Genomic DNA, 18,629 nt, shown 5'->3' with positions numbered 1-18,629 from the left:
CCCGCGCCCCCCCCGGCCCCCCCCCCCCCCCCCCCCGCGCCCCCCCCCCCCCCCCCCCCCCCCCCCGGGGGGGCGGCCCCCCCCCCCCCCGGCCCCCCGGGTTTCGGTTCTCGCGGCGGGCCGGGTGACCTGCCGCCCTGGTGCCCGCGTTCGATGCCCCCGCCCTGGCCTCGACGGCCGGGACCTCGGAGGCACCGCTGCCGCGCCGGACCGACGAACCGCATCCCCCGCCGCTCGGTGGCGTCCCGCCCGGGCCCGCCGGGCGGCTCGACGCCGTGCGGCGCCGACATCGACGCCACCGGGCACAGCCGTCGGGCGTCGTGGGAGAGCTGGAGTTGTCGGTTCCCCGAACCGGTCGTTGCTCCGGGATCGGGTTTCCGGCGGCGACGCGCGGACACGCGAAGTCGGATCGTGCGCACACGAAACCGCCGTCACAGTGTACTCGACCGGCAAAGACCCCCCGGGCGCGGTCACGAGTTGTCCACAGGGCGCCGGTCCATCCACAGATTCCCGGATCGCCCCTGTCGGCGGCGGGCGGCGCGGGCCACGGTGGAACCATGCTCCCGCTCCCCCGCACACCCGGCTCCCGCGCTGGTGGGCGGCCCGGCCACCGCCCGTCACCACCCCGACCGCCAAGCGGGTCCCCGCTCGGGCCGATCGCCGCGCTGGCGCTGTCGGCGCTGCTGCCGGTCGCGGTGCTGCCCGGGGCCGCGCCGGTCTCCGCCTCGACGCCCAGGACCGCCACGGCCGGGCTCGGGATGGAGGGGGCCACGGCCGAGCGATCCGCGGCGCCCACCGGTGGCCACGGCTTCCGCCTGCCGCTGCCCGGTTCGGCGGTGTCGCGGCCGTTCCAGGCGCCGACCACCGCCTACGGCCCCGGCCACCGCGGCGTGGACCTGCCCGGGACACCCGGGGCGGTGGTGCTCGCCGCCGGCCCCGGCGTAGTGCGCTTCGCCGGACTCGTCGCGGGCCGGCCGCTGGTGTCGGTCGAGCACGCGGGCGGGTTGCGCACCACCTACGAACCGGTCCGCGCCTCGGTCGAGCGCGGTGACCGGGTCGGTGCTGGCACGCCGCTCGGCCTGCTCGAACCCGGCCATCCCGGTTGTTCGGCCGCGGCCTGCCTGCACTGGGGTGCTCGCCGGGGCGAGCGCTACCAGGACCCGATGCTCCTGCTCGGCGGCGGCGCGGTCCGGTTGCTGCCGTGGTCCGGCGAACCGCGCCCGTCCGCCGAGCTCACCCCTGCGGTTCGGTGAGCTTGCTCCGCAGCCGCAGGACCGCGCGGGTGTGCAGCTGGCAGACCCGGGACTCGGTCACGCCGAGGACCTTGCCTATCTCGGCGAGGGTCAGGTTCTCGAAGTAGTAGAGCGTCACCACGACCCGGTCGCGGTCGCTGAGCCGCTCCACCGCCTCGGCGAGCTGCCTGCGGCTGTCCCGATCCACCAGGGCGGCCACCGGGTCCTCGGCGCGGTCGTCGGGCAGCGTCTCGGCCAGCGAGGCGGTGCCGCCCCAGCCGACGCTGATCAGGTCGTCGAGGGCGACGACGCTGGTCATCTGCAGCTGCGCGAACAGCTCGTGCAGCTCGTCGGCGGACACGTCGAGTTCGTCGGCCAGCTCGACGTCGGTGGCGTGCCGCTGCAGCTTCGCTTCGAGCCGTTCCAACGCCCGTTCGAGGTCGCGGGCCCGGCTGCGGACCGAACGCGGCACCCAGTCCTGCGCGCGCAGGTCGTCCAGGATGGCGCCCCGGATCCGCTGCATCGCGTAGGTCTCGAACTTCAGGCCGCGTTCCGGCTCGAACTTCTCGATCGCGTCGACCAGGCCGAATATTCCGGACTGCACCAGGTCGGAAACCTCGACGTGCGAGGGCAGCCCGGTACCGACCCGGCCCGCGACGTACTTGACCAGCGGCGCGTAGTGCAGCACCAAGCGGTCGCGCAGCCCCTGGTCGCGGTGTTCGCCGAAGGCCTGCCACAGCGCGACGATGCCGGCTTCGACCTCGTCGGCGCTGCGCTGGTCGTCCGGCACCAGGTACGGCAGGCGCGCGGAGACCGGGGGCTTCGCCGCGTCAGCCTCTTGGTCGCCCCTGGATCGGGTGGCGCGCTCCGGCTGCGCGGCGGCCCGCTCGGAAGCGGCCGCGCCCTCGGGCTGCCGGCTGCCGTTGACCTTCGCGCCGTTGGTCGCGGAGCTCGTGCCACGGCCGTTTCGGCTGCGCTGCGCGGTCGGCTCGCCGGGAAGGTTCGCCCTCGACGACGTCGATCTCGATGTCGCTTCCGTGGCCACGGTGCGGGCACCGCCCCCGGCGTCGTCAGGAACGGGGGTGGGTTCGGTCATGAATCGCCTTCAGCCGGTCGACGGTCACGTGGGTGTAAAGCTGGGTCGTTGCGAGCGTAGCGTGACCAAGCAACTCCTGAACGCTACGGAGGTCTGCTCCTCCTTCGAGCAGATGGGTCGCAGCCGAATGCCGCAGGCCGTGCGGTCCGAGGTCGGCCGCGCCCGGCACGGCCTGCACCGCGTCGTGCACGACCCGGCGGGCCATGCGCTGGTCCAGCCTGCCGCCGCGCGCGCCGAGGAAGACCGCGGGCCCGGACCGGTCGGTGCGCAGCGCGGGCCGTCCCGCCGACAGCCACCGTTCCAGTGCCGCATCGGCCGGTACGCCGAACGGCACCGCCCGTTCCCGCTTGCCCTTGCCCAGCACCCTCAGCAGCCTGCGCTCGCGATCGATGTCATCGAGATCGAGACCGCACAGCTCCGCGACTCTGACGCCGGTCGCGTAGAGCAGTTCCAGCAGCGCGTGGTCGCGCAGCGCGACCGGGTCGCCCTGCTCCGCGCCCGAGGCGGAAGCCGCCATCGCGGAATCGGCCTGGTCGGCGCGCAGCACCGCGGGCAGCGAGCGGTGCTTGCCGGGCGCGGCCAGCCGCGGTCCCGGGTCGGCGGCGAGCAGGCCGGTGCGGTGCGCCCAGGCGGTGAAGGTCCGCACCGACGCCGCCCGGCGGGCCAGCGTCGCCCGGCTGATGCCCTGGGCGTGCTGCCCGGCGAGCCAGGACCGCAGCGCGGGCAGGGTCACCGCGTGCAGACCGGCACCGGGACCCGCGTGCGCGGCGACGTCGGCCAGCAACGAGGACACGTCTCCGAGGTAGGCCCGCACGGTGTGCTCCGAGAGTCCGCGCTCCGCGGCGAGGTGCCGCTGGAACCCGTCCGCGGCCCCGCCCAGCTCCGCCGGCAACGCCGCCCGAGCCTCCCGGAGGTCGGTTCTCGCGGTCGCGCCGGACCGTGTGCGTTCCATATCGCAAACGCTCGCCCCTGGACGGGGCCCGGTCAAGGGGGCCACGCCGTGAACGCGATCCCATCGCTGCTTGCTCCCGGTCGCGGGCCGTTCACCCGCCCGCCGCGATCCAGCCGCCCTCCTTCCGCTCGACCAGTCCGGCCAGTTCCAGCTCCGGCAGCAGCGCGCGCACCGTGCGCACCGGCAGTCCGCATTCGCGCGCGAGCCGCCCGGAATCGGCGCCGTTGCAAGCAACGATCGCATCGTGCAGTCGGCGTGCCCGTGGTTCCAGCGCGTCGGTGGGACGGTCCGCGGCCACCGGATCCACCGGTGGCGCCGCACCCAACGGATTGATCATTTCGAGCACCTGGGCCGTCGAGGTCACCAGCACCGCCTTCCCCGCCCGGACCATGTCGTGGCACCCCACCGAACTCGCCGAGGTGACCGGACCCGGTACCGCCATCAGCGGCAACCCCAGCGCATCAGTGGTGTTGGCGGTGTTGCCCGCACCGCTGCGCGCGCCCGCCTCCACGACCACGGTGCCGTGCCCGCACGCGGCGATCAGCCGGTTGCGCACCAGGAAGCGGTGCCGCCGAGGCGTCGTTCCCGGGGCGTACTCGGTCGCCACCAGCCCCTGCGCCGCGATCGCCCGCAGCAACCGCCCGTGCCCGGCCGGGTAGTCGACGTCGATGCCGCAGGCCAGGAAGGCGACGGTGGTACCGCCCGCCGCCAACGCGCCCCGGTGCGCCGCCCCGTCGATCCCGTAGGCCGCGCCGGAGACCACCGCGACCCCGGACGCGGCGAGGCCGTGGCCCAACTCCGCCGCCAGGTGTTCGCCGTACCCGGTCGCCGCTCGGGCGCCGACCACGGCCACCGAGGACGCCGACGCCGGGCCGAGTTCCGCCCGGCCCCGCACCCACAGCGCCAGCGGCGCGGCCAGGCCCGGCACCCCGACTTCGGCAGCCCCGGCCAGCAGCGCGAACCGCTCCGCAGGCCAGTCCGGGTCCTCCGGGACCAGCAGCCGGGCTCCGCTGCTCCGGGTGGCGGCCAGGAGCCCGGCCCCCGAGACGTGTTCCCGGCGGGCCTCCACCTCGTCGGCCACCGCCGCCGGAGCGACACCGCGGTGGACCAGTTCGGCGACCCGGACGGGCCCGTGCTCGGCAACGCACCCGGCGAGCGCCGGAGCCGGCGGTTCCGCCACCGCCGCGAGGTACGCGCGGGCCGCGCGGAGCCGCTCGTCCCGCGCCGTACCGGTCATCGCGCACCCCGCTCTCCACGGGACGCCGCCACGTGCGCGGAGACCTCGCACGATGCCCATCCGTTCAGCACTGTCCGCACCACTTGCACCGGGGCGTTCATGCCGGCCTCCGTTCCCGGAACGCCAGCGCCGCGGCCACGTGCTCGGCCTCGGGCCGCTCCCGCCCGTCCAGATCGGCCAGCGTCCACGCCACCCGCAGGCAGCGGTCGGCGCCGCGCGCGGTCACCGCGCCCGCGTCCAGCCCGCGGTCCAGCAGCGCGGTCACCTTCCCAGGCAGGCCGAACTCGCGGCGCAGCACCGGACCCGGAACCTCGCCGTTGGTCCGCCACCCGCGCTCCGACCACCGCTCGGCGGCGACTTCTCGCGCCCGGGCCACCCTCGCCCGGACCACCTCGGACGACTCCGGTGGCTCGCCGCCGCGCATGGTCATCGCGGTGACCGGACGCATGTCCACCCGCAGGTCGACCCGGTCCAGCAACGGCCCGGAGAGCTTGCCGAAGTAGCGTCGCCTGGCCTGCGGCGCGCAGTGGCAGTCGGCATCGCGCGCCGGAGCGCACGGGCACGGGTTCGTGGCCAGCACGAGCTGGAACCGCGCCGGGTACCGCAGCGTGCCGTCCCGCCGGGACAACCGGACCTCGCCCTCTTCCAGCGCGGTGCGCAGCGCTTCGAGCCGCTGCGGCCCGAACTCGCAGGCCTCGTCCAAGAACAGCGTGCCGCGGTGCGCCCTGCTGACCGCTCCGGGTCGCGCGAGTCCCGATCCGCCGCCGATCAGCCCGGGCACCGAAGTCGAGTGGTGGGGGGCCACGAACGGCGGCGCCGACACCAGCGGAGCACCACCGCGGAGCTCACCGGCGACCGAGTGGATCGCGGTGACCTCCAGCGCCTCCTGCCGGGTCAGGTCCGGCAGCAGACCGCCCAACCGCCGCGCCAGCATCGTCTTGCCGGTGCCCGGCGGCCCGACCAGCAGCAGGTGGTGCCCGCCCGCCGCGGCCACCTCCAGCGCCCACCGCGCCTCCGGCTGCCCCAGCACGTCCACCAGGTCTTCCGCCTCGACGGCCTGCCCAGCGGGCGGCTCGGCAGGGCGGTCCGCGAGTTCCGCCTGGCCGCGCAGCCAGCCGATGACCTCACCGAGGTCGTGCGCGCCGAGCACCTCCAGCCCGTCCACCAGCTGCCCTTCGGCCAGGCCCTCCACCGGCACCACGGCCCGCCGCACGCCTTCCCGCCGAGCCGCCAGCAGCGCGGGCAGCAGTCCCCGCACCGATCGGATCCGGCCGTCCAGCGCCAGTTCGCCGAACAGCACCGTTCCCTCCAGCAACCGCGGGGGAACCTGTTCGGCCCCGGCCAGGACCGCGCAGGCCAGGGCCAAGTCGTACGAGGTCCCCGCCTTCGGCAGCGCGGCCGGGGAGAGCGCCAGCGTCACGCAGCTCTGCGGCCAGTCCTCCCGGGAGTTCTGCACCGCGGCACGCACCCGGTTCTTCGCCTCCTGCAGCGCCGTGTCCGGCAGTCCGAGCAGCTGCACGTTCGGCAGCCCGCCCCGGCGCACGTCCGCTTCGATCTCGACCAGCCGGCCGTCCACGCCGAACAGCGCGACCGCCCAGGTCCGCCGCAGCGCCATTCAGAACACCCCCGGCAGGTGGTCGAGGGTGATCGGGCCCTTCGGCGGCCACAGGATGGAGATGACGTCGAACCGCACCCGGCAGCCGACGAGCCGCCGCTCCGCGAGCCACGCCCGCGCCAGCTCCCGCAGCCGGCGGATCTTGTTCGGCCCGATCGCGTTCAGCGGTGCCCCGTAGTCGATGCCGGAGCGGGTCTTGACCTCGCAGAACACCACGAGGTCGCCGTCGGTGCCGATGATGTCGAGCTCGCCCCGCGCGGTCCGCCAGTTCCGCGCGAGCACCGAAACACCGAGCCGCTCCAGGTGTTCGGCCGCGAGCCGTTCGCCCGCTCGCCCCAACGCGTGCGTTCCGCGTTCGGAGAAGTCGGAGAGCGCGCCGCGCAACGGCCGGTAGTCGAGCGTTCGCACCGCCATGATGTCCTCCCGGGCTGGAGTGGAATCCCGGAGCGGATCTCCGGGCTCCATTCCAAACTGCCCCGGCCGGATCGCACCCACCAGACCCGAATGGGAAATCTGTGGATGGATCGACGACCTGTGGACAACTCGAGCGGGAACGGGCTACGGGCACCCGTCCGGGAAACGCAGAACGGGTGACCACCCGCAGGTGATCACCCATTCCACCGACATCCGTTCCGGGCGCCCCTCCGCCCGCTGCCGCTCAGCTCCCGCCGAACGGCCCGTTCTCCGGCAACCGGAGGTCCGGCTTGTCCAGCTCCTCCACGTTGACGTCCTTGAACGTGATCACCCGGACGTTCTTCACGAACCGCGCGGGCCGGTACATGTCCCACACCCACGCATCCGACATGGACACCTCGAAGTAGACCTCGGAATCGGAGTTCCGGACCTGCACGTCCACCGCGTTGGCCAGGTAGAAGCGCCGTTCGGTCTCCACGACATAGGTGAACTGCCCGACGATGTCGCGGTACTCCTTGTAGAGCTGAAGCTCCATCTCGGTCTCGTACTTTTCGAGATCCTCGGCGCTCATCGCAGTGCGAGCCCTTCCCCGTCGTTCGTCCTACGTTCTCCCATTGTCCACCACTTCCCCCTCAGAAGCATCGAACAGACCGGGTTTGCTGATGATCGCGCGCGGCGAACGCATCCCGTGCAACCGCGCCGCGGCGACCACGTTCGAGTAGGACCAGCGGTGCTCCGCGCACGGCCCGTGCGCGCGCATGCTCGCGGTGTGGTCCGCGGTGCAGTAGCCCTTGTGCGCGGCGAACCCGTACCTCGGCCACCGTTCGTGCAGGTCGCGCATGATGTGGTCCCGGGTGACCTTCGCCAGCACCGAGGCGGCCGCCACGCACGCGGCGACCAGGTCCCCTTTGAGCACCGCGACGCTCGGTGCCCCCAGGCCTTGCACCTTGAAGCCGTCGGTGAGCACGTACCCGGGGTGCACCGGCAGCCGCGCCACCGCGCGGCGCATGCCCTCCAGGTTCGCCACGTGGATGCCGAGCGCGTCCACGTCCTCCGCGTCGATGACCACCGTCGAGTGCGCTTCCGCGCGTCGCAGGATCACCTCGTGGAGCCGCTCCCGCTCGGCCTCGGTCAGCACCTTGGAGTCGGTGAGCCCTTCGAACCGCCGCGCGTCCCCCGGGCGGAGGACGCAGGACGCGACCACGAGCGGACCCGCGCAGGCACCGCGCCCCGCTTCGTCGACCCCGGCGACCGGCCCCAGACCGCTGCGGTCCACGGCGCTCTGCAGCGCCCAGTTCCCGCTGCTGCGGCGGATCACCGGCCGCGGCGGGCGCCACCCCGCCCCGGCGACCGCGAGCCGTGCACCCACCGTCAGTGCCGCTCCTGGCGGCGCTGCCGGACTGCGGCGGAGAACTTGCGCCCCACCCACAGCACGGGGAAGGCGGCGGCGAAGCCGATCCCCGCGGGAAGCCCCGCCTGCCAGGCGGGCGCGCCGAGCGCGTCGGCCTGCGGATCGGTCTCCTCGATGCTCTGCCAGCGCTGCGGCGGCAGCACGATCACCTGGGCCTTGCCGATCACGTTGTCCACCGGCACCGCACCGTTGACGCCGCCACCGCCCTGGATGCGGGAGTCGCTGGAGTCGTTGCGGTTGTCGCCCTGCACCCACAGGTAGCCCTGGGGAACGGTGACCGGCGAGAACTCCTTCTGCACGTTGCCGCGGCCCGGCTCCCAGTAGATGTAGGGCTCGTTGAGCGGCTTGCCGTCCACCAGCATGCGGTTCTGGTCGTCGCAGCACTCGACGGTCTGCCCGCCGGTAGCGATGACCCGCTTGACGAAGTCCTTCTCGTCGGGCGAGCCGAAGCCGACCAGCGACATGGCGCTCTGCATGAAGCCGACCACCGGGTTCGAGGGCTCCTCGACCGTGAAGTCGTTCTGGCCCCACGTCTCCGGGCCGCGGAAGACCACGACGTCGCCCGGATCGGGGTCGGTGAACCGGTAGGAGATCTTGTCCACCAGCACCCGGTCGTTCTGGCAGCCGTCGCAGCCGTGCAGCGTCTGCTCCATCGACTGGGAGGGGATCACGTAGACCCGGGCCAGGAAGGCTTGGATCAGGATCGTCAGCACCAGCGCGGTCACGACCAGGATCGGCAGCTCACGCCAGAACGATCCCTTCCGCTCGCGCGAACGACCGCCCCGCGAGCGGCGGCCTCCCCCTTCGGCGTGTTCGGCAGCCGCGCCTTCGCGAGGCTCTTCTTCTGGTCCGGTAGAGCGCATGACGTCGGCCACGCGGCCAGGCTACTGGAACCGCGGAGCACCCCGGCGGAGTCCCCCTGCCCTCCCGCACGCGCGGCCGCCGCGCGCATCCCGGCCGTGACGTGCGGATTCCCCCGCCGCGGGCGGTCGGTGCCGGGCCGGCGCGGACGGAGCCGGGGTGTGATGCGCCACGGCCCACCGACTCGTTCACCTGATCGTGGATCAACGGAATCGCCTGCAGGGCAACAAAAAGGACGACCCGGATGCACGAAGCACCCGGGTCGTCCGAAGTCACCCGCCGATGGCGGGAGTTCCGCGTCAGGAAGCGGCGATCGGCTCCCGCTTCTCCTTGATCTTGGCGGCCTTGCCGCGGAGCTCGCGCAGGTAGTACAGCTTCGCGCGACGGACCTGGCCGCGGGTGGCGACCTCGATCTTGGAGATGTTGGGGGTGTGCACCGGGAAGGTGCGCTCCACGCCGACACCGAAGGAGATCTTGCGGACGGTGAAGGTCTCGCGGACGCCCGCGCCCTGGCGGCGGATCACGACGCCCTGGAAGACCTGGTTCCGCTCGCGCGAACCCTCGATGACGCGGACGTAGACCTTCAGCGTGTCGCCAGGCCGGAAGGCCGGAATGTCGGAACGCAGCGACTGGGCGTCCAGAGCGTCCAGGGTGTTCATCGGTGGTCCGTCCTCATCCGTGTCGTAGGCACCCGTGCATTCGCGGATCGTGGCCCGGACTTAACCGCGGCCGCCGCCTGACACGGGGTTGGCTTGCGATGTGCGCGCCGAGACGGAACCCGGCTGCGGCAACCCGTCAAGTGTGCCAGACGCGCAGGCAGGCGCCGCAACCGACCCCGGACAACGGCATCCGGGAGCACCGGCGCGGTCAGTCCGGGGCGTCCGCCCCGTCCTCGGCGCGCAGCGCGTCCAGCCGGGCGCGGTCCTTCTTGTCCAGCGCCTCGGCGGGCAACCGCTCCAGCAGGTCGGGACGCCGGCGGTAGGTCCGGTCCAGCGCCCGGTCCCGGCGCCAGCGGGCGATGGCGGCGTGGTTCCCGGAGCGCAGCACGTCCGGGACGGGCCGCTCCCGCCACACCTCCGGCCGGGTGTAGCTGGGGCCTTCGAGGAGGCCGTCGGAGAACGAGTCCTGCTCCGCGGAGGCCGGGTTGCCCAGCACGCCCGGCAGCAGCCGCGCCACCGCCTCGACCATGGTCAGGGTGGCGACCTCGCCGCCGACGAGCACGTAGTCGCCGATGGAGACCTCCTCCACCGGCATCCGCGACGCCGCCTCGTCGACCACCCGCTGGTCGATCCCCTCGTAACGGCCGCAGGCGAACACCAGCCACGGTTCCGCCGACCAGCGGACGGCGGTGCGCTGGGTGAACGGCCGGCCGGCCGGGGTGGGCACGATCAGCCGGGGCGGCTGCGGCCCGGAGCCGCACACCTCGTCGAGGGCCTCGCCCCACACGTCGGGCTTCATCACCATGCCCGGGCCGCCGCCGTACGGGCTGTCGTCCACCGCGCGGGGGACGTCGTGGGTCCAGTCGCGCAGGTCGTGGACGCCGACGGAGATCTTCTCCCGCTCGATCGCCTTGCCCAGCAGCGCGGCGCGCAGCGGAGCCAGGTATTCGGGGAAGATCGTGACGACGTCGATGCGCAACGGGTGTTCCTTCGAGCGGGGAGTTCCGGCGCGGAGCCGGGAAGAGGGGCGACGAGTCAGTCGTCGCCGAGCAGGCCCTCGGGCGGGTCGACGACGACGCGCCCGGCCGCGAGGTCGACCGCGGGCACGATGGCGGCGACGAACGGGACGAGCCGTTCCACGTCGTCCGCGGTGCGCACCGACAGCAGCTCGCCGCCGGGCGTGTGCAGCACTTCGCGCACCACGCCTACCTCGTCGCCGGTCGGCAGCACCACCCGCAGACCTTCCAGCTGGTGGTCGTGGAACTCGTCCGGGTCGTCGGTCGGCGCGAGCTCGTCGGTGCGCACGGTCAGCGTGACACCGCGCAGCCGCTCGGCCTCGTCCATGCCGTCCACCGACTCGAAGCGCACCCCCCGCCGCCCGGGGGGGGGCGGGGCGGCTGTCACGGTGAGCGTGTCCGGTCCGGGCTTGCCGCGCCGCTGGACGCCGAGCACCGCGCCCGGCGCGAACCGCAGTTCAGGGCTGTCGGTGCGCACGTCCACGACGACTTCGCCGCGCACGCCGTGCGTCTTCACGACTCTGCCCACGGCCAGCTCCGGACCGGTCATGCCGTCCTCATCGATCTGTGTCGACCACGTCGACCCGGATGCCGCGCCCGCCGATCCCGGAGATCACGGTGCGCAGCGAGGTCGCCGTGCGGCCACCACGGCCGATGACCTTGCCCAGGTCGTCCGGGTTCACGTGGACTTCCAGGGTGCGGCCCCGCCGGGTGGTGAGGAGTTGGACGCGGACGTCGTCGGGGTTGTCGACGATGCCGCGCACCAGGTGTTCGAGCGCGTCCGCGAGGACCGTCACGCCTGGCCGTCCTCGGACTTCTGCTCCTCAGCGGCCTCCGCCTCGGCCTTCTTGCCGCCCTTCTTCTTGGGCGTGGTGGCCTCGGCGACGGTGTCCTCACCGGCAGCGGCGAGAGCAGCGGCGAACAGCTCTTCCTTGCTCTGCTTCGGCTCGGCGACCTTCAGGGTGCCCTCGGCGCCCGGCAGGCCCTTGTGCTTCTGCCAGTCACCGGTGACCTCGAGGATGGCCTGAACCGGCTCGGTCGGCTGCGCACCGACGCTCAGCCAGTGCTGCGCGCGCTCGGAGTCGACGATGATGCGGCTCGGGTTCTCCATCGGGTGGTACTGACCGATGGTCTCGATCGCCCGGCCGTTGCGACGGGTGCGCGAGTCGGCGACGACGATGCGGTAGTGCGGCTCCCGGATCTTACCGATGCGGGCCAGCTTGATCTTCACAGCCACGGGTGCTGGTGCTCCTCAGACTCTCGTTCGTGCTCGGGTGAGCGAACCAAGCCGTGTGGGGAAATACGGAGTGGATGGCTCATACGTCGATGGCCGCGGACGGTGAGAGGGACCGACTCGCAGCGAACAGGCGCCTATTCTGCCAGATGGCCGGTCGCGCCCCGCAGCAGGTCCCGCTCAGGACGCCGGGACGACCCCGAGGGAGATCAGCAGCAGGCCCAGCGCGGGCAGGAAGTTGTTCACCTGGTGGGCGACCACGCTCGCGGTGAGCCTGCCGGTGCGCATCCGCGCCACCCCGATCGGGATCGCGATGATGAGCAGCAGCCAGGTGCGCTCCGGTTCCAGGTGCCCGATGGCGAACACGGCGGTGCTGAGCACGAACGCGCTGATCCGGCTCCAGCGCAGCCGTTCCATGGCGCCCCACAGCAGTCCGCGGTAGAGGACCTCCTCGCACACCGGGGCGATCAGCCACACGTGCAGGAAGATCAGCACCGCCAGCGACGGGGACAGCTGCACCCCGTCGAGCAGGCTGCTGACCGTGGAGGTCGCGTTCTCCGGCCCCACCCAGTTGATCCAGACCATCGAGGCGACGGTGGTGCTGAGCAGCCCGATCAGGCCGATGCCGAAGCCGGTCTTGACGTCCTCCCAGCGCCAGTGCAGCCCGAAGTCCAGCCGCGGGCCGTTGCCGCGCACCTGGGTGATGACCACGGCGACGGCCGCGGAGACCAGCGTCGGCAGCATCAGCATGCACACCAGAGCGGTCGAGAACCACGCGCTCTCGCGCGGGTTCCCGAACAGCGCCGCCAGCGTCACCGAGGCGAGGATGAACACGGCCTCCGCCAGGAAGAACGCGCCGAAGCCCCAGCGGTGGTCGCGTTCGGCCGACGGGGTGGGGATCTTGGTGGCCGTTCCGGTCCCCCCGTCCGCGGCGGAAGCGCCTTCGGCGGGCTCGGGCTGCGGTACCTGCACGGGCGCCTCCGTCTCGAGCGAGCGGCGTTCCGGGACGCGCTCGCCCGGATATCCCGCCGCTCGGCCGTGGGTTCTCTCCAGCACGCCGAGGTTCCGGCGGAATCGCCAGATTACCTTCGTCTTTCACCGCCCCACATCCGCTTTCGGACGCGGTGGACCGTCGATCAGGTGACGACGGCGCCTCGCAGCACGATGCGGCTGGGATGGCGCAGGGCGCCCAGGTCCGTGCGCGGATCGGTGTCGTAGCAGACCAGGTCGGCCACCGCGCCGTGCTCCAGGCCGCCGTGGCCGAGCCATTCGCGGGCGGCCCAGGAAGCGGCGCCCAGCGCCTGCTCGGCGGACATGCCGATGCGGTGCAGCGCGCGGATTTCGTCGACGAGCACGCCGTGCTCGATGCCGCCGCCCGCGTCGGTACCCGCGTACACCGGGACACCCGCCTCGACCGCCTTGGCCACGGTCGCGTCGCCGCGCTCGTAGAGCGCGGTCATGTGGCTCGCGTAGTCCGGGTACTTCGTGGCGGCCGCGGCGAACGACGGGAAGTTCTCGATGTTCACCAGCGTCGGCACCAGCGCGGTGCCGTGCCGGGCCATCAGCTCGACGGTGTCGTCGGTGAGTCCGGTGCCGTGCTCGATGCAGTCGATGCCCGCGTTGAGCAGGCCGGGCAGCGCGTCCTCGCCGAACACGTGCGCGGTGACGCGGGCGCCGTGCGCGTGCGCGACGGCGATCGCCTCGGCCAGCACGTCCTCGCTCCACAGCGGGGTGAGGTCCCCGGCGGCGCGGTCGATCCAGTCGCCGACGAGCTTCACCCAGCCGTCGCCGTAGGCCGCCTGCTCGGCGACCGCGGCGGGCAGCTGGGACTCGTGCTCCAGCTGGTCGGCGAGGTACGGGATGTAGCGCTTCGGCTTCGCCAGGTGCCTGCCCGCGCGGATGATCCGCGGCAGGTCGGCGCGTTCCTGCAGCGGCCGGGTGTCGATCGGCGCGCCGCAGTCGCGGATGAGCAGGGTGCCCGCGTCCCGGTCGGTCTCGGCCTGCTGCGCGGCGACCTCCAGGTCGACCGGGCCGTTCGGGCCGATGCCGACGTGGCAGTGCGCGTCGACGAGCCCGGGCAGCACGTACCCGCCGTCGAGCGCGGTGGTCGCGCCGGGCAGCGGCGTGCGGCTGATCAGGCCGTCGCCGATCCACAGCTCACCGGCTTCGCCCTCGGGCAGCAGCACGCCGCGCAGGTGCAGCGGCGCGGTCATTTCTTCTTCTTGCCGCCGAAGTTCAGCTTGGACGGGTCGAACCCGGCCGGGAGCTCGTTGAGCCCGCCCTGCAGCTGGGACGTGTCCGGGCCCGCCCCGGGCATCCCGCCGGGGAGTCCGCCCGGGGGCAGTCCGGGGAACCCGCCGGGCATGCCGCGCATGCCCTTCGGCGGGGTCGGCCCCTTGGCCTTGCCCTTGCGGTTCTTGCCCTTGCCCTTCTTGCCCTTCTTGCCGCCCCCGCCGCCGAAGCCGCCGAACTGGCCGGCCATCTGCTGCATCATCTTGCGGGCCTCGAAGAAGCGGTTCACCAGGTCGTTGATGTCGCTGACGGTGACGCCGGAACCCTTGGCGATGCGCTGCCGCCGGGACGCGTTGATGATCTTCGGGTCGGAGCGCTCGGCGGGCGTCATGCCGTGGATGATCGCCTGCACCCGGTCCAGGTGCTTCTCGTCGAAGTTGGCGAGCTGGTCCTTCATCTGGTTCGCGCCCGGGAGCATGCCCAGCAGGTTCTGCAGCGGGCCCATCCGGCGGACCGCCTGCATCTGCTCCAGGAAGTCCTCCAGGGTGAGCTGCCCGGAGCCGAGCTTCTGCGCCGCCTGCTCGGCCTGGTCGGCGTCGAACGCCTGCTCGGCCTGCTCGATGAGGGTGAGCATGTCGCCCATGCCCAGGATCCGGCTCGCCATCCGGTCCGGGTGGAAGACGTCGAAGTCCTCCAGCTTCTCCCCGTTGGAGGCGAACATGATCGGCTGGCCGGTCACGTGCCGCACCGACAGCGCGGCACCACCGCGGGCGTCGCCGTCGAGCTTGGTGAGCACCACGCCGGAGAAGCCGACGCCGTCCCGGAAGGCCTCCGCGGTGGACACCGCGTCCTGGCCGATCATGGCGTCGACCACGAACAGGATCTCGTCCGGCTGGACGGCGTCCCGGATGTCCGCGGCCTGGCGCATCATCTCCTCGTCCACGCCGAGGCGGCCCGCGGTGTCGACGATGACCACGTCGTGCTGCGCGCGCTTCGCCTCGTCGAGGCTGCGCCGCGCCACGTCCACCGGGTCACCGGTGCCGTTGCCCGGTTCCGGGGCGAACACCGGCACGCCGGCGCGTTCGCCGACGACCTGGAGCTGGGTGACCGCGTTGGGGCGCTGCAGGTCGCAGGCCACCAGCATCGGGGTGTGCCCCTGGCCGGAGAGCCACTTGGCGAGCTTCCCGGACAGGGTCGTCTTGCCCGAGCCCTGGAGCCCGGCGAGCAGGATCACCGTGGGCGGGTTCTTGGCGTGCTCCAGCCTGCGGGTCTCGCCGCCGAGGATGCCGACGAGCTCCTCGTTGACGATCTTGACGACCTGCTGGGCCGGGTTGAGCGCACCGGAGACCTCGGCACCCTTCGCGCGGTCCTTGACACCCGCGATGAACGCGCGGACCACCGGCAGCGCCACGTCCGCTTCCAGCAGGGCGATGCGGATCTCGCGCGCCGTGGCGTCGATGTCGGCGTCCGAGAGCCGGCCCTTGCCGCGCAGGTTCTGCAGAACCGAGGTGAGCCGGTCGCTAAGGGTGTCGAACACGGGTTCTCGCCGCTCCTGAGTCGAATGATGTACCTGAGGGTCGAGGGTAACCGCACCCGGAATCGCCGGAGGCGACCGCCGGGCGGGTGCCCGCGTCCGAGCGGCGGGCGCGGGGCGGACGAGCGGGCGGCGCGGCCTCCAGGGGAGACCGCGCCGCCCTCGTCATCAGGTGCGGTCGCGGCTGGGGCGCTTGCCGTAGCCGCCGCCGGGCCGGCCGCCCTGCTGCGGTGCCCGCGGGCCGCCCTTGCGGTGCGGGCGCGGCTTGTCCCGGCCGGGACGCGGACCGCGGCGGGCCAGCACCTCGCCGTCGGCCCGGCTGATCCGCAGGCCGCGGCCGGCGACCTGGGTCTTGCTGAGCTTGCGCAGCATGTCCTCGGGCAGGTTCGCGGGCAGTTCGATGAGCGTGTGCTCGGCCCGGATGTCGATGTGCCCGATGTGCTTGCTGTGCAGGCCGCCCTCGTTGGCCAGCGCGCCGACCAGGGCGCTCGGCGTGACGCGGTTCCGGCGGCCGACCTCGACCCGGTAAGTGTCGGTGTCGGTACCGGCGGGCTCGAAGCCGCCGTCGCGGTGACCGCGGCGGTTGTCCTGCGGTTCCGGTTCGAGCAGCAGCGGGCGGTCGCCCTGCACCATGCCGGCCAGCGCGGCGGCGATCTCCGCCGCGGGCACGTCGTGGGTGCGCTCGTACTCCTGCACGAGGTTGTGGAACAGCTCCAGACCGCCCTTCTCCAGGGTGTCGGTGATCCCCTGGGCGAAGCGGGCGAGGCGCTGGTCGTTCACGTCGTCCACGCTGGGCAGGTCCATCTGCTCGATGGACTGCCGGGTGGCCTTCTCGATGGAGCGCAGCATGTGCCGCTCGCGCGGGGAGACGAACAGGATCGCCTCGCCGCTGCGCCCGGCCCGGCCGGTGCGGCCGATGCGGTGCACGTACGACTCGCTGTCGTGCGGGATGTCGTAGTTCAGCACGTGCGAGATGCGCTCCACGTCGAGCCCGCGGGCCGCGACGTCGGTGGCCACCAGGATGTCGATCCGGCCCTCGCGCAGGTGCCCGATGGTCCGCTCGCGCTGCGCCTGCGGCACGTCACCGTTGATCGCGGCGGCGTTGAAGCCGCGCGCCTTGAGCTTCTCGGCGAGCTCCTCGGTGATCTGCTTGGTGCGGGCGAACACGATCATCGCGTCGAAGGTCTGCACTTCGAGGATGCGGGTCAGCGCGTCCAGCTTGTACGGGCCGCGCACCGGCACGTACTTCTGCGTGATGTTGGTGGCCGTGGAGGTCTTGGTCTTGACCGAGATCTCCACCGGCTCGCGCAGGTACGACTGGCTGATCTTGCGGATCGCGCCGGGCATCGTCGCGGAGAACAGCGCGACCTGCCGCTGCGCCGGCACCGACTGCAGGATGCGCTCGACGTCCTCGATGAAGCCCATCCGCAGCATCTCGTCGGCCTCGTCGAGCACCAGGTGCTTGAGGTTGCGCAGGTTCAGCGACCCCTTGTCCAGGTGGTCGATGAGCCGGCCCGGGGTGCCGACGACGACGTGCGCGCCACGCTTGAGCCCGGCCAGCTGCGGGCCGTAGCTCTGGCCGCCGTAGATCGGCAGCACGTTGAAGCCCGGCAGGTGCTTGGCGTAGCGCTGGAACGCCTCGGCGACCTGGATGGCCAGCTCGCGGGTCGGGGCCAGCACCAGGGCCTGCGGGCCGGGCGCGTCGAGGTCGAGGTTGGTGAGGATCGGCAGCGCGAACGCGGCCGTCTTGCCGGTGCCGGTCTGTGCCAGGCCCATCACGTCGCGGCCTTCCAGCAGCGGCGGGATGGTCTGCTCCTGGATCGGCGAGGGCGTCTCGTAGCCGAGCTCGACGAGGACCTTGCGGACCAGCGGGTCGAGCGCGAGAGCGTCGAAGCCGGTGGGGGCCTGCTCGGCGGCGGGCTGCTCCTCGACGGCAGCCTGCTCAGCGGCGGGCTGCTCGACCGGAGCCTGCTCGGCGGTGGCCGTCTCCGACGCCTGCTCGGCCAGCGCGGATTCGACGGACTCGACGGCGGCGGTGACCGCCTGCTCGCCGTTGAAGTCGGCGGCGGGCAGCTCGGAGCTCGCGTCGCCGGTCAAGAGCACACCGGAAACTGCTTGATCGATTTGGGGCATGGGTGTAGCGGATCTCCTCGGTAGTGGTCGCCAGGGCTGAACCGGAATGCGTCACGGCCCTGCACCGACGTCCACTGCACGCGGCGATCGCAACAGTCAGGTCCGAACACAGCTCCGCCGTCGCCGTCTCCAAGGGCGGGCGGTGCTGCTCGCGCATGTCAAGCCGCGCACACCTGGCACGCACACGCACTGTTGCCAGTCACTCGCAGCTCGCTGTCTCAGCCAGACGCGGCGGAATCTGCCCCCGCGTCGTCGTCCAGGGTAGCGATCATCTGTTCGGGCGGGCGAACCCACCCGTGCTATCGGGACGAATCTCACCTCGCCGCCAGGTCAGCGGGGGCCGAGCAGGCGCAGCCCACCGGTCACGTCGGCGCGCGTGTAGAGGTGCACCTCCTGCCAGCCGCGCGGCGCGCGTCCGGACAGCAGCGCCCGATGCATCCGGTGCGCCCGGTGCACGTGCAGCTGGAACGCGTGGCCCCGGATGAGCCTGCCGCGGGCGTGCTGCCCGGCCAACGCCTCCTCCGGCCCGACGTGCAGCCACACCAGGATCCGCCGCCGCCCGCTGAGCAGCGCGAACAGCACCAGCATCAGCCGGGTGGTGGCGCGGGTGGAGGGTTCGTGCGCGACGACGCGGCCGCGGGAGCGCAGGCAGTACCAGGCGATGCGCGAGCGGTGCACCGCGTGCACCAGCGGCCGGTACCAGCGGTACGGGACGGCGTCGGGCAGCAGCGCCTTGAGGCGGGCCCGGACCTGCTCGGAGTCCAGCACCACCGTGCCCGGCGGTGCGACCAGCTTGTGCAGCACGGTGCTCTTGCCCGCGCCGGGCAGCCCGGCCAGGACGACGAGCGCGCGGCGAGGGGCGCGCAGGGCGGGGGCTGGGCCGCCGTCCACGGCGGACTCGTCCGAAATGTCCACGACGTCCCCAGGCTACGCGAAACGGATCCGTCGCCGAGCGCGCGGGCGGACGCGAGAATCCGGGGTGGCCCCACCCCTCGTGCGGGCC

Annotated in this window: 19 protein-coding genes; 1 reads left to right on the top strand and 18 read right to left on the bottom strand. The window is 72.9% G+C overall.

What is annotated here, in order from left to right:
* The first annotated feature begins 557 nt into the window (after positions 1 to 557).
* Positions 558 to 1,253 (top strand): M23 family metallopeptidase, encoded by a 696-nt coding sequence (locus LCD31_RS19315; protein WP_224959999.1) that lies wholly within the window; start codon positions 558 to 560, stop codon positions 1,251 to 1,253.
* Here the strand turns inward: LCD31_RS19315 and whiG are convergent.
* The 18 genes from whiG to LCD31_RS19225 form a co-directional block, all read right to left on the bottom strand.
* Complete coding sequence (whiG, locus tag LCD31_RS19310) at positions 1,234 to 2,328, bottom strand: RNA polymerase sigma factor WhiG (RefSeq protein ID WP_224959996.1); 1,095 nt, start codon at positions 2,326 to 2,328, stop codon at positions 1,234 to 1,236. The genes LCD31_RS19315 and whiG overlap by 20 nt on opposite strands.
* Positions 2,303 to 3,280: a tyrosine recombinase XerC gene (locus LCD31_RS19305; RefSeq protein ID WP_224959994.1), complete on the bottom strand. Its 978-nt coding sequence runs from the start codon at positions 3,278 to 3,280 to the stop codon at positions 2,303 to 2,305. The genes whiG and LCD31_RS19305 overlap by 26 nt, the downstream gene beginning before the upstream one ends.
* Positions 3,281 to 3,371: 91 nt before the next feature.
* Entirely contained in the window at positions 3,372 to 4,517 is a 1,146-nt protein-coding gene (locus tag LCD31_RS19300; RefSeq protein ID WP_224959992.1) for a DNA-processing protein DprA, read from the bottom strand.
* Positions 4,518 to 4,614: 97 nt separating this feature from the next.
* Positions 4,615 to 6,132, bottom strand: a complete 1,518-nt coding sequence (locus tag LCD31_RS19295; protein WP_224959990.1) for a YifB family Mg chelatase-like AAA ATPase — start codon at positions 6,130 to 6,132, stop codon at positions 4,615 to 4,617.
* Positions 6,133 to 6,546, bottom strand: a complete 414-nt coding sequence (locus LCD31_RS19290) for a YraN family protein (RefSeq protein WP_224959988.1) — start codon at positions 6,544 to 6,546, stop codon at positions 6,133 to 6,135.
* A 244-nt stretch (positions 6,547 to 6,790) separates the two neighbouring features.
* Complete coding sequence (locus tag LCD31_RS19285) at positions 6,791 to 7,117, bottom strand: DUF2469 domain-containing protein (protein ID WP_224959986.1); 327 nt, start codon at positions 7,115 to 7,117, stop codon at positions 6,791 to 6,793.
* A gap of 30 nt (positions 7,118 to 7,147) precedes the next feature.
* Complete coding sequence (locus LCD31_RS19280) at positions 7,148 to 7,915, bottom strand: ribonuclease HII (protein WP_224959985.1); 768 nt, start codon at positions 7,913 to 7,915, stop codon at positions 7,148 to 7,150.
* 2 nt (positions 7,916 to 7,917) lie between these two features.
* Positions 7,918 to 8,820, bottom strand: coding sequence for a signal peptidase I (gene lepB / locus LCD31_RS19275; protein ID WP_255615700.1), 903 nt, complete (start codon positions 8,818 to 8,820; stop codon positions 7,918 to 7,920).
* Between the two features lie 297 nt (positions 8,821 to 9,117).
* A complete protein-coding gene (gene rplS / locus LCD31_RS19270; RefSeq protein ID WP_224959983.1) occupies positions 9,118 to 9,477 on the bottom strand; it encodes a 50S ribosomal protein L19 in 360 nt (119 codons plus the stop codon).
* 208 nt (positions 9,478 to 9,685) lie between these two features.
* On the bottom strand, positions 9,686 to 10,456 hold the full coding sequence (gene trmD, locus LCD31_RS19265; protein ID WP_224959982.1) for a tRNA (guanosine(37)-N1)-methyltransferase TrmD: 771 nt from the start codon (positions 10,454 to 10,456) through the stop codon (positions 9,686 to 9,688).
* 56 nt (positions 10,457 to 10,512) lie between these two features.
* Positions 10,513 to 11,043 (bottom strand): ribosome maturation factor RimM, encoded by a 531-nt coding sequence (gene rimM, locus LCD31_RS19260; protein ID WP_224959981.1) that lies wholly within the window; start codon positions 11,041 to 11,043, stop codon positions 10,513 to 10,515.
* Between the two features lie 7 nt (positions 11,044 to 11,050).
* Positions 11,051 to 11,290, bottom strand: a complete 240-nt coding sequence (locus tag LCD31_RS19255) for an RNA-binding protein (RefSeq protein ID WP_184481725.1) — start codon at positions 11,288 to 11,290, stop codon at positions 11,051 to 11,053.
* Positions 11,287 to 11,730, bottom strand: a complete 444-nt coding sequence (gene rpsP / locus LCD31_RS19250; RefSeq protein WP_224959979.1) for a 30S ribosomal protein S16 — start codon at positions 11,728 to 11,730, stop codon at positions 11,287 to 11,289. The genes LCD31_RS19255 and rpsP overlap by 4 nt, the downstream gene beginning before the upstream one ends.
* A gap of 177 nt (positions 11,731 to 11,907) precedes the next feature.
* Positions 11,908 to 12,699, bottom strand: a complete 792-nt coding sequence (locus LCD31_RS19245) for a type II CAAX endopeptidase family protein (RefSeq protein ID WP_308011269.1) — start codon at positions 12,697 to 12,699, stop codon at positions 11,908 to 11,910.
* A gap of 164 nt (positions 12,700 to 12,863) precedes the next feature.
* Positions 12,864 to 13,940, bottom strand: a complete 1,077-nt coding sequence (locus tag LCD31_RS19240; RefSeq protein ID WP_224959978.1) for an amidohydrolase family protein — start codon at positions 13,938 to 13,940, stop codon at positions 12,864 to 12,866.
* Entirely contained in the window at positions 13,937 to 15,496 is a 1,560-nt protein-coding gene (ffh, locus tag LCD31_RS19235; protein WP_224959977.1) for a signal recognition particle protein, read from the bottom strand. Before ffh ends, LCD31_RS19240 begins: the two co-directional genes overlap by 4 nt.
* A 165-nt stretch (positions 15,497 to 15,661) precedes the next feature.
* Positions 15,662 to 17,596: a DEAD/DEAH box helicase gene (locus LCD31_RS19230; protein ID WP_224959976.1), complete on the bottom strand. Its 1,935-nt coding sequence runs from the start codon at positions 17,594 to 17,596 to the stop codon at positions 15,662 to 15,664.
* Positions 17,597 to 17,956: 360 nt separating this feature from the next.
* On the bottom strand, positions 17,957 to 18,541 hold the full coding sequence (locus tag LCD31_RS19225; RefSeq protein ID WP_308011268.1) for an AAA family ATPase: 585 nt from the start codon (positions 18,539 to 18,541) through the stop codon (positions 17,957 to 17,959).
* Positions 18,542 to 18,629 lie beyond the last annotated feature (88 nt).

It is taken from the genome of Saccharopolyspora sp. 6M (assembly GCF_020176775.1).
GTDB classification, from domain to species: Bacteria; Actinomycetota; Actinomycetes; order Mycobacteriales; family Pseudonocardiaceae; genus Saccharopolyspora_C; species Saccharopolyspora_C gregorii.
Note: the sequence above shows the minus strand (reverse complement) of the source record. Positions and strands in the feature narration are given on the sequence as shown.

Bases quoted from the DNA above. Each gene is read 5' to 3' on its own strand.
- LCD31_RS19315 (WP_224959999.1), top strand. From the start codon at position 558: ATGCTCCCGCTCCCCCGCACACCCGGCTCCCGCGCTGGTGGGCGGCCC.
- lepB (WP_255615700.1), bottom strand. From the start codon at position 8,820: ATGCGCTCTACCGGACCAGAAGAAGAGCCTCGCGAAGGCGCGGCTGCC.
- whiG (WP_224959996.1), bottom strand. From the start codon at position 2,328: ATGACCGAACCCACCCCCGTTCCTGACGACGCCGGGGGCGGTGCCCGC.
- LCD31_RS19300 (WP_224959992.1), bottom strand. From the start codon at position 4,517: ATGACCGGTACGGCGCGGGACGAGCGGCTCCGCGCGGCCCGCGCGTAC.
- rplS (WP_224959983.1), bottom strand. From the start codon at position 9,477: ATGAACACCCTGGACGCTCTGGACGCCCAGTCGCTGCGTTCCGACATT.
- LCD31_RS19240 (WP_224959978.1), bottom strand. From the start codon at position 13,940: ATGACCGCGCCGCTGCACCTGCGCGGCGTGCTGCTGCCCGAGGGCGAA.
- LCD31_RS19295 (WP_224959990.1), bottom strand. From the start codon at position 6,132: ATGGCGCTGCGGCGGACCTGGGCGGTCGCGCTGTTCGGCGTGGACGGC.
- LCD31_RS19290 (WP_224959988.1), bottom strand. From the start codon at position 6,546: ATGGCGGTGCGAACGCTCGACTACCGGCCGTTGCGCGGCGCGCTCTCC.
- LCD31_RS19305 (WP_224959994.1), bottom strand. From the start codon at position 3,280: ATGGAACGCACACGGTCCGGCGCGACCGCGAGAACCGACCTCCGGGAG.
- rimM (WP_224959981.1), bottom strand. From the start codon at position 11,043: ATGACCGGTCCGGAGCTGGCCGTGGGCAGAGTCGTGAAGACGCACGGC.
- LCD31_RS19285 (WP_224959986.1), bottom strand. From the start codon at position 7,117: ATGAGCGCCGAGGATCTCGAAAAGTACGAGACCGAGATGGAGCTTCAG.